11 protein-coding genes and 3 pseudogenes are annotated in these 9254 nt (G+C 70.7%); 9 read left to right on the top strand and 5 right to left on the bottom strand.

What is annotated here, in order from left to right; translation table 11 throughout:
• Positions 1-7: 7 nt before the first annotated feature.
• The 4 genes and pseudogenes from JK361_RS38735 (at position 8) to JK361_RS38720 (ending at position 1999) form a co-directional block, all read left to right on the top strand.
• Positions 8-472 (top strand): annotated as a pseudogene (locus tag JK361_RS38735) (DUF3618 domain-containing protein).
• The gene (locus JK361_RS38730) at positions 469-735 is read left to right on the top strand and encodes a DUF4235 domain-containing protein (protein ID WP_201827464.1); all 267 of its coding nucleotides are present in this window, start codon (positions 469-471) and stop codon (positions 733-735) included. Before JK361_RS38735 ends, JK361_RS38730 begins: the two are co-directional and overlap by 4 nt.
• 386 nt (positions 736-1121) lie before the next feature.
• Positions 1122-1598, top strand: a complete 477-nt coding sequence (locus tag JK361_RS38725; RefSeq protein ID WP_236054568.1) for a hypothetical protein — start codon at positions 1122-1124, stop codon at positions 1596-1598.
• 77 nt (positions 1599-1675) lie between these two features.
• The gene (locus JK361_RS38720) at positions 1676-1999 is read left to right on the top strand and encodes a hypothetical protein (protein WP_201827463.1); all 324 of its coding nucleotides are present in this window, start codon (positions 1676-1678) and stop codon (positions 1997-1999) included.
• Here the strand turns inward: JK361_RS38720 and JK361_RS38715 are convergent.
• Positions 1991-2997, bottom strand: a pseudogene (locus JK361_RS38715) (IS110 family RNA-guided transposase); the annotation flags it as partial. The gene JK361_RS38720 and the pseudogene JK361_RS38715 overlap by 9 nt on opposite strands.
• Positions 2998-3208: 211 nt before the next feature.
• Positions 3209-3958 (bottom strand): ZIP family metal transporter, encoded by a 750-nt coding sequence (locus tag JK361_RS38710; RefSeq protein ID WP_201827461.1) that lies wholly within the window; start codon positions 3956-3958, stop codon positions 3209-3211.
• Between the two features lie 198 nt (positions 3959-4156).
• Here JK361_RS38710 and JK361_RS42795 point away from each other — a divergent pair.
• Positions 4157-4399, top strand: a pseudogene (locus tag JK361_RS42795) (STAS domain-containing protein); the annotation flags it as partial.
• A gap of 40 nt (positions 4400-4439) precedes the next feature.
• Here the strand turns inward: JK361_RS42795 and JK361_RS41830 are convergent.
• From JK361_RS41830 to JK361_RS38695, 3 genes are read right to left on the bottom strand one after another with little or no spacing between them, the layout of a single operon-like run.
• The gene (locus JK361_RS41830; RefSeq protein ID WP_236054567.1) at positions 4440-4772 is read right to left on the bottom strand and encodes a hypothetical protein; all 333 of its coding nucleotides are present in this window, start codon (positions 4770-4772) and stop codon (positions 4440-4442) included.
• Positions 4769-5170: an ATP-binding protein gene (locus JK361_RS38700; RefSeq protein ID WP_201827457.1), complete on the bottom strand. Its 402-nt coding sequence runs from the start codon at positions 5168-5170 to the stop codon at positions 4769-4771. Before JK361_RS38700 ends, JK361_RS41830 begins: the two co-directional genes overlap by 4 nt.
• 8 nt (positions 5171-5178) lie before the next feature.
• Entirely contained in the window at positions 5179-5607 is a 429-nt protein-coding gene (locus JK361_RS38695; protein ID WP_201827455.1) for a hypothetical protein, read from the bottom strand.
• A 154-nt stretch (positions 5608-5761) separates the two neighbouring features.
• Between JK361_RS38695 and JK361_RS38690 the strand changes: the two genes are divergently transcribed.
• The 4 genes from JK361_RS38690 to JK361_RS41825 all read left to right on the top strand — a co-directional run bounded on the left by JK361_RS38690 (position 5762) and on the right by JK361_RS41825 (position 9215).
• Complete coding sequence (locus tag JK361_RS38690; RefSeq protein WP_201827453.1) at positions 5762-6862, top strand: helix-turn-helix domain-containing protein; 1101 nt, start codon at positions 5762-5764, stop codon at positions 6860-6862.
• Positions 6863-6875: 13 nt separating this feature from the next.
• Positions 6876-7541 (top strand): YdcF family protein, encoded by a 666-nt coding sequence (locus tag JK361_RS38685; protein ID WP_201827451.1) that lies wholly within the window; start codon positions 6876-6878, stop codon positions 7539-7541.
• 43 nt (positions 7542-7584) lie between these two features.
• Positions 7585-8277, top strand: coding sequence for a WbqC family protein (locus tag JK361_RS38680; RefSeq protein ID WP_307787444.1), 693 nt, complete (start codon positions 7585-7587; stop codon positions 8275-8277).
• 776 nt (positions 8278-9053) lie between these two features.
• Entirely contained in the window at positions 9054-9215 is a 162-nt protein-coding gene (locus JK361_RS41825) for a hypothetical protein (protein WP_236054566.1), read from the top strand.
• Positions 9216-9254 lie beyond the last annotated feature (39 nt).

Raw genomic sequence — 9254 nt, 5'->3', positions numbered from 1 at the left:
CACACCGATGAGCCACCAGCCGCAGGGCGACGGGCCCGCACCGACCCCGGAAGAGCTGCGCGAGCAGGTCGAGCACACCCGCGACGAGCTGGGCCAGGCCGTCGAGGCGCTCGCCGCCAAGGCCGACGTCAAGGCGCAGACCAAGGCGAAGGCCGCCGAGGTCAAGGAGCAGGCCGCCGAGCAAGCCGCGCTCCTGACCGGCCAGCTCCGGGACAAGGCATCCCACGCCGCCGAGCTGATCAAGGACTAGACCCCCGACCCGGTCCTGGACACAGCGGCCCACGCCGCGGCCCAGGTCCGTGACAGCGCGGCCCACGCCGGCCACCTGATCACCGAGCGGACACCGGCCCCGGTGCGCGAGAAGGCCGCCTCAGCGGTCACGATGGCGCGGACCAACCGCACCCCGCTGCTGGCTGCCGCGGCAGCGCTGGCCGTGTTCCTGCTCCTGCGCCGCACCCGGAGGCACAGGTGAAGGCAGCAACGATCGGCTACAAGCCCGTCGGGCTCGCCCTGGGCGCCGTCAGCGGTATGGCCGCGGGCATCGCCTTCAAGCAGGCGTGGAAGCTGATCGGCCACGAAGACGACGCCCCGGACGCCACCGACGAGGACCGCACCTGGCAGGAGGTCCTACTCGCCGCAGCCCTGCAAGGAGCGATCTTCGCCGTCGTCAAGGCCGCCGTCGACCGGGCAGGAGCGGCCACCACGCGACGCCTGACCGGAACCTGGCCCGGCTGAACCCGCCCGCCTTGACCGACCGGAGGAACCTCGTGGCCCCGCACCCCGGCCTGCACGCAGTTGCCGCGGCTGTCACCGCTGTGGTCCTGATCGCCCGCTGGGCGGCAACCCGGCCTCCGCGCGACCGCCGGGGTGCCAGCGCCGCCCGGCCCCCGTGGCGCCGTACGGCTCCCGCAGCCAGCGCAGGTTCCACACTCAAAGCCCGCAGGGGCGAGGGGATGGCATGCCTGAAGGCCAGGTCTGGCTGGAAGTCGACCAGCACCTCGAGCGGTGCTGGACGCAGCTCACGTCCCTGTACCCGTTGGGCGAGGGCGGGGGCAGGGCCGGCTGACGCGCGGTTCGCCGGGACGGGCGGGTGAGGCCCGGGGCCGGGGCACACGAACCTCATGCACGGACACCACGCGCGACTCGAGAGCACTTCTTCCGCCCAGTCCGGCCGCCCGGCTGCTCCCGGCTCAGGCCCTGCCAGGCACGCTCGCCACCGCGGCTTCGCCGCCCGGCTGCGCCGCCGGATCCGCGCCTACACGGCGGTCGAGTTCCTCTCCACCCACATCCCCGGCTCATCAGCAGGCCACAGTGAGGAATGCCTGCTCCTGGTGAACGTGCGCCAGGTTGTCGGCCAGGTCCGCTACCAGGTCTGCTCAGCCTGCGACCGGGGCGTCATCACCGCCGTCTCGATCAACAAGCCGTTCCGCGACACCGGCCTGGGCACCCGGGCGCTGTCGCACCTTCGCGCACGCCACCCGGGGGTCACCTGGCAGAGCACCGCCAGCGCCGGCGTCGAGGACGACCTCCTGCTGCGCATGCGCATCCCCGCCCTTCCCTCTCCGCCGACCTGCCCCCACGCCTCGGCTCTTGCGTGAACCGGGCCTTCCCGGGTTGCCGGCGGGTGGGGGGTGCCCCTATCTCTTTGGTCAAGGTCGTGGGTCAGGATGGCGGCATGACGACCTGGTTCCGCACCTACTACGAGGACGAAGATCTGTGGCTGTATTTCGAGGCCGATGACGAAGGCTGGGCAGCGCGACAGGTTGAGGTCCGGGGGCAGGACTCGCGACCGGTGACGGCGGCCTCTTTGGAAGAGGTGCTGCACTTGCGTGATCATGCCGATCTTGCGGCGATGTTCCGCTATGAACGGCAGTACGGCGTTCTCTCCGAAGGTCCCATGGACGGCTGGCAGGACCAGCCGCAGGCAGCCGAGATCTCCGCGGAGGAATTCGAGCGGCTGTGGGCCGAAGCGCGGCGGGCTCTCGGCGATTCAGCCTGACCTGGCGGGTTGGGGTTCGTAGAAGGTTCCGTCGCGAAGCATGGCGAACAGGACATCGGCCCTGCGTCGGGCGAGGCAGAGCAGGGCCTGGGTGTGGTGCTTGCCTTGCGCGATCTTTCTGTCGTAGTAGGCCCGGGAGGCCGGGTCGCCCAGGGCTGCGAACGCGGAGAGGAAGAAAGCTCGTTTGAGCTGCTTGTTTCCTCTCCGGGAGGGCTGTTCGCCGCGGATCGATGAGCCCGAGCTCCGGGTCGCCGGGGCGAGACCGGCGTAGGCGGCGAGGTGGCCGGCGGTCGGGAAGGTGCTGCCGTCGCCGACCTCGATCAGGATGCGGGCTCCGGTCCTGACGCCGACTCCCGGCATGGACGTCAGGACCTTGGAAAGAGGGTGGTCCTCCAGGAGTTCCTCGATCCGCCCGGCCACAGCTTGCGCTGATCGAGCACGGCGGCGAGCGATCCGGCCAGACTCGGGACGATCAACGCGGCCGCCTCGGTCCCCGGAACGGTGACGGTCTGCTCGTCCAGCGCGGCGAAGATCTCCTCGACCAGCCGCTCGGCCATCCTCGGTGCCTTCGGCCGCAGCAGCGTGACCAGCCGCCGACGGCCCGCCTTGCGTATCTGTGCCGGTGAGCCGAACCGCTCCAGCAAGGCCAGGACGGCCGGGTGCTGCAACCGCGGTCCCAGGACCCGTTCCAGCGACGGATGGATCTGGGTCAGCAGGCCGTGCAGCCGGTTGGCGACGCGGGTGGCCTCGCCGGCCAGGTCGTCGTCGAAGCCGACGATCATCTCCAGCTCGGCGATCGTCTCGTCCTCGCCGTCGATCGCCCAAAACGTGTGCGGCATCGCGCGGGCGGCGTCCGCGATGATGAACGCGTCCTTCGCGTCCGTCTTTGCCTCGCCCGGGTAGAGGTCGGCGATCCGCCGCATCGTCAGCCCGGGCAGATAGGCGACCGGGCAGCCCATGTCCCTTGCGACCGCCAGCGGCAGAGCCCCGATCGAGGAACTCTTCCGGCTTGGGTGAAGCCGGTGCTCAAGCCCCTCATCAGCGGTCCGTCGATGCCTCCGGGCCCGGTGACACCACCCCCCGGATCATCAAAAACAAGGGGGAAGTCATGCCGGACCCGAAGGCCGGAGGCCCTATTGCGGAGCCACGAAGAAGGTAACGAGGGGGGAGGTCCCCCGACCTATCGGGGCGAGGTGGGAAGACCGGCGTTCAGAGGTGGGCCAGGGCGAACGCGGACAGGAATCCGGCCACGGTGACCAGTCCCGTGAGCAGGTGCACCTTGCTGTACGCCTCGGGGATCATCGTGTCCGCGATCATGGCGAGGATCGCCCCGCCGGCCACGGCGGTGATCACTGCCATCACCGCTTCGGAGGCGCCGCCGAGCACGGTGTACCCGGCGAGCGCCGCCATGCCGCTGATCAGCGCGATGGCTCCCCACAGGGTGAATACGTAGCGTCGGCTGCGGCCGGCGCTGCGCATGCCGGCGGCGCTGGCCAGGCCCTCGGGCAGGTTGCTGATGAACACCGCTGCCACCGTGGCAGTGCCCAGGTGGCCGCCTCCCAGGAGGCTGGTGCCGATCACCACGGACTCCGGCACGCCGTCCAGCAGCGCGCCCAAGGCGATGGCGTTGCCCGAACCCGGCTCCTGCGACTCGGACGGCTGCTGCTGCCCGGAGCGCTTGCGGTGCTGCGCACCGCGCCGTGCCAGCAGCGCGTTCGCGCCCGAGTACACGGCGGCCCCGCCGACCGCGCCGAAGAGCACCGGCACGATGCCGGAACGTTCGTACGCCTCCGCGATCAGCTCGAAGGACACCGCGGACAGCAGCACACCGCTGCCGAACGCCATGACCAGAGCGATCCACCGCGGCGGGACCCGTACGAACATGCCGATGGCGGCGCCGACCAGCAGCGCCGCGCCCGCGAACAGCCCCCACCCACCCGCAACCAGCGCTCCCACCACAAGATCCCCTTTCCCACTGCCGACAGATGCTGCGCATGTACCCGCCAAGCCGAGCGGCAACAGAGCGCCGGTGGAACCCCTCTTCGAGAAGTGTGGGACGGCGTGTGCCGCTCCGGCCGGTCGGGCAGCATGAGGCAGGGTCCCGGACGCGGCGGGGTTGGGTGGCGAGCGGGATGGAGATGAGGATGGACCGGGCACGTGTGGTGGTGCAGCCCGACGTGGGAGGAACTCGGATCATGGCGCGAAGGCGAACTCGACTTAGACACTGCCGCCCCCTTGGCTGACGCCAGTGAAGCCGCGGTGAGCGATCCGACGGTCCGCCGCATCATCCTGGACATGTCCGGCGTGGCCTTCGCCGACTCCTCCCTGCTCAACATCCTGCTCAGGATCCACCGCAGTGGCCGCCTGGTGGCGGCCGGCCCGATCCACCACCGCCTTGTCGTACTGCTGGAGCTCACCGGCGCGCACACGGTCCTGACGATCACCGACAGCTTGGCCGCAGCGCCGGCCCACCCCGTCGGGTGTCCGCGCCGGCTGCGGTATGCAGCAACACCTGGTCGCCGACGGTCTGCAGGCAGCGCTCCAGCTCCGGGACGACCTCCCGGGCGCCGGCCAGGCCGCCGAGGGCGGCGGACAGCCGCCGCATCCGGGCCTCGGCCGTCTCGGTGGTGCCCGGGCCGGTCAGGGCAGGAGTGTGGGTGATGAGGATGTGCGCGATCTCGCCGCCGTCCGGGCGGGTTCCGGGCCAGGTCCACGCGGCGAGCGACACCAGCAGCCGCAGCTCAGGGCCGGGCGAAGTGAGCAGAACGCTCATGCTGTCGTGCCTCCCGCGGCCTTGAAGCAGGACCAGACGATTTTCCCGAACGGGCTGCGGTCCTCGACTCCCCAGCCGTCGGCGAGGGTGTTCACCAGGACCAGTCCGCGTCCGGAGGTGTCCATGCCGGCGGCCTGCCGGGCCTCGGGGTGCTGGCGGCGGCTGTCGTGCACTTCCAGGCGTACGACTTCCTCGTCGGCGTCGAGCTTGACCAGGAAGCCGTGGCCGGGGGCGGTGCCGTGGACCAGCGCGTTGGTGGCGAGTTCGGAGACGCAGAGCCGGATTTCCTCGGCGCGGTCCGGAAGACCCCAGTCGGCCAGGGCCTCGGCGGTGAAGGACCGTGCCCGGCTGACCGACTCGGGCCGGGCCTCGAAGAACCGCTGGTTCGTCTTGGTCATCACGGTCCTCATGACTCGGCGTCCAGGACGCGGGTGGTGCCGGGGTGGCGGCGGCGGACGGGGCCGCTGCGGGAGACGGAGTGGTGGGCGGTGCGGGGCTTGCGGACCAGCAGCAGCCGCGAGCCGGCCGCCTCGATCCGTCGCCCGCGTCCAGTGGCTATGGCCTTCTGCCCCAGGTGCGACATGGCCGGGGCGACGACGCCGTAGACGTCCGGCAGCGCGAGCACATCCAGCAGTCCGGTGAACGCCGCCGAGGCGGCCCCGGCGGAGACGTTGCGGTCGGTGAAGACGCCGGACAGTTGCAGCTCATGGCTGCGGCAGTACTCGGCGAGCGAGGCGACCAGTGCGTCCTGCCGCGCTTGGGAGACCCGCACCAGCCGCAGGAAGCCGTAAACGACCGGGCCGCTGACCGGGCGATGCTCCGTGAGCGGTTCCATGCTCAGGACCGTCCAAAAGGCTCACAAGTGGTGACGCCTTTGAGCGTGGCGTCCGGCCAACTCGCGGCCAATCACCGGCCGTTCTACTTCCGTTCCACTTCCGTCCCGCCGACTGCACGCATCTGCTTCGATGACCGGTGGAAGGGAGTGACGCGTGGCGACCGTGCACCACTGGACCGGCCTGGAGGCCAGGGCCCTGCGGCTCGCCCTGCGACTGAGCGTGCGGGCCTTCGCCCAGCAACTCGGCCTGGCCGTCGCGACCGTGTCCAAGTGGGAGAGCAAGCTCGCCGACACCGAGCCCCGACCCGACACCCAGGCCATCCTCGACACCGCCCTTGGCCGTGCGGACGCCGCCGTCCACCTGCGCTTCGAAACGCTCCTGTCCGAGATGACCAGCCCGCTGACCACTGCCCAGCGGCGTGTCACCGCCTCCGGGCCCCGGGCCTGGGAGTACGAGTCCTGGGCCGATGACCTCGACCGCGTCGTGGTCGCCCTCTCCCATCAGGACTTCGCCTTCGCCGACAGCCTCCTGACACGGTGGCTGAGCCGGTTCAAGGCCCCCGAGCTGGACGAGAAGGGCCTGTATCTCTTCGCCCGCTCAACCGCCCTGCTCGGCGACCTGAGGCGCGACCAGGGCGCCGTCCTGGGCCCGCTGTCCGCCCAGCACTCCTATGCCGGCGCCCGCGCGGTCTTCACCCAGCTCGACATCCCCCGCCGCGTCGCCCAGCTCGACCTGTCCCTGGCAGTGGTCACCGAGATGTCCGGGAAGCTGGAGATCGCCGCCCGCAACTACGAGACCCTCGCCGTCGACGACCGGCTCTCCCGCCGCGACCGGGCCAGGGCGAGGCTGTGGGTGGGGACCGCGCTGAGCAAGGACGGCCAGCACGACTATGCGACCCGCGTCATGCAGGCCGCGACCCGCGACTTCGAAGACCTCACCGAACCGGACGACTGGTCGGTGGCCCACCAGAAACTCGCCCTCGCCCGCCGCGGCGCCGGCGATCTCACCCAGGCCCTGCACTTCATCGACATCGCCCGCAACAGCAGGACCACCGAATCACCGATGCAACGCGTGCGACTGGACACCGCTCATGGCCACATCCTCCTCTCCGACACGGCAACCCGGGATGATGGACACCTCGTCCTCGACCAGGCCGCCCAAGTGGCCGCGCAGTACGGACTCGTGCACCAACTGCGCAGTAGCGAGGGCATCAAGGCCATGAGCGGGGGGCCGACCGGCCCCCGGCAACGGTGACCAGGGAGAACGCGTGAGCGACCAGCAGGCCATCACCGAGGACCAGTGGCGCCAGGCCAAGCTGATCTGGGACTACCACCAGATGAGCCACGAGCTGCGGCCCGTCAACGTGGCGATCGGACTGGGCAGCCACGACCTCGGCGTCGCCGCCCATGCCGCCGAGCTGTATCGCTCCGGGCTCTTCCCGACCCTGGTGTTCACCGGCGGCAACAGCCCCACCACCGCCAAGGTCTTCCCGCGCGGTGAGGCCGTCCACTTCCGCGAGCACGCCATCGACCTCGGCGTCCCCGCCGAGGCGATCCTGCTGGAGCCGAACGCGGCGAACACCGGGCAGAACATCACCCTCTCGCGTGAGGTCCTCGCCGCCGCCGGCATTCACCCCAAGACGGTGCTGCTGGTCTCCAAGCCCTATATGGAAAGGCGGTCGTTCGCGACCGCTCGCAAGCTGTGGCCCGACGTCGAGATCCTGTGTGCGTCGGAGCCGCTGGAGTTCGACGACTATCTGAAGTCCATCGGCGACGAGAAGCTCGTCCTGGACATGCTCGTCGGCGACCTCCAGCGGGTCATCGAGTATCCGAAGCTCGGATTCGCCATCGAGCAGGAGGTCCCGGAGGACGTGCATGCCGCGTACGAATCCCTCATCCGCGGCGGCTTCACCAGCCGCCTCATCGCCTCGTGACCTGCCCGCCCCTGGCGGGCTGTGCGCGATCCACCAGCCCAATGTGTTCCCGAGGCTGACGACGCTGGCCAAGCTGTTCGCGGCGGACTACTGGATCGTCCTGGACGACGTGCAGTTCACCCGCCGCGACTACCAGCACCGAGCCCGCCTCGCCGATCTTGATGACCCGGCCCGGCAGCAGTGGCTCACCATCCCCACCCATCTCCCCGGCGGACGGTCCACCCTCATCCGGGACGCGCTGATCAATGATGTGGGCCTGGCCCGCCGACGGACCGCGGGGATGCTGCGGCAGCACTTCGGGACCAGCCCGCACTGGCCGATCCTCGCCCGGGCCCTGGACCCGGTGCTGGACGCCTTTGCCACCGGACGGACCGCGATGGTCGCTGAGATGTCCACCCGCATCCTGCTGGACTTGATCGGCTGGCGGGGCCAGATCCTCACCAGCAACCGTCTGACCGCCCGGCCGGGCCGATCCGTCCGGCTCGCCGACCTGGCCGCCGCGACCGGCGCCCGCACGTATCTGTGCGGGACCGGCGGCCTGACCTATCTCGATCCGGACCCATTCGCGGCCCAGAACATCGCAGTGGCCCCGTTCCGGCCGCCGACCACCGGCATCTGGTCCTCCGGCTGCCGCCTCAGCGCTCTGTGGGCACTGGCCGCACTCGGCCCCCAGGCCGCGGCCTCTCGCCTCCAGGCCCTCGCCGCCGACCAGACCACGCTGCGGACTGCCGCCTGATCGAGTACGTCCCCAGTCGCGTACGAATCTGTCGTGCACCATCGCGTACGGACTTTTGTGCTCAGCTGTCTGTTCGAACCGGTGGCGCGTCAGCGTCCTGGGCCGGGATGACGGCCAGGCACCAGCTGCTGTCGGCTTCCTCTTCAGCGCGAGGTTCTCGTAGTAGAGATTCGCGGCCACCGTGGCCAGCGCGTCCAACTTGCCCTGAACCTCGGTGACCTGGGCCTCGGCCTCCCGCAGCTGCTTGCGGAGCTCGGCGATCGTCTCGTCTCGCTGCACTTCGCCGGGGGTGCGGAGGACCGGGCGGGCGACCCTGGCATCCCACTCGGCCAGGACCGCCTCGGCCCGGTGGACGGTCGCGTGGCTGACCTTCGCCTCCCGGGCGAAGTTCTCCTCGGTCAGAGCCCCGTCGGTGTGCAGGGGCTCGCCGGCCAGCAGCCGGGACATGGCCTCCCGCAGCTTGGCCTCCGTGGCGGCGGACGCAACACCCGTGCAAAGGTCCTGAAGGCCAAGGCGGTGAGCGCACCGGTGCAGGGCGCACGGTGCGCGCTGAGCGGCGGCTCCTGATCCTCGCCCTACGACGACCGCTACATCGAGTGCCCCTCCGGGTTGGACATAGGCCACCGGGTCCCGCTCGCCGAGGCCTGGGACTCCGACGCTTCCGCCTGGAGCGCGGCGGAACGCGAGGCCTACGCCAACGACCTGGGTGACGACCGCGCCCTGATCGCCGTCTCGGCCGCCTCCAACCGGTCGAAGGCGGACCAGGACCCCTCCACGTGGCTGCGCTGGCCGCCGGGTACCGCTGCCAGTACGCCGCCGACCGGGTCGCCGACAAGACCCGCTGGGGCCTGAGCATCGACACCGCCGAGCAGACCGCACTCACCGACGTGCTCACCACCTGCCCCAACGCCCCCGTCACGGTCACACGGGCCCGCTGACACAGCCCACCAAGCCCGCCCCGTCGCGCACGGCGGGGC

The organism is Streptomyces musisoli, from assembly GCF_016741855.1.
Lineage (GTDB): Bacteria > Actinomycetota > Actinomycetes > Streptomycetales > Streptomycetaceae > Streptomyces > Streptomyces musisoli.
Note: the sequence above shows the minus strand (reverse complement) of the source record. Positions and strands in the feature narration are given on the sequence as shown.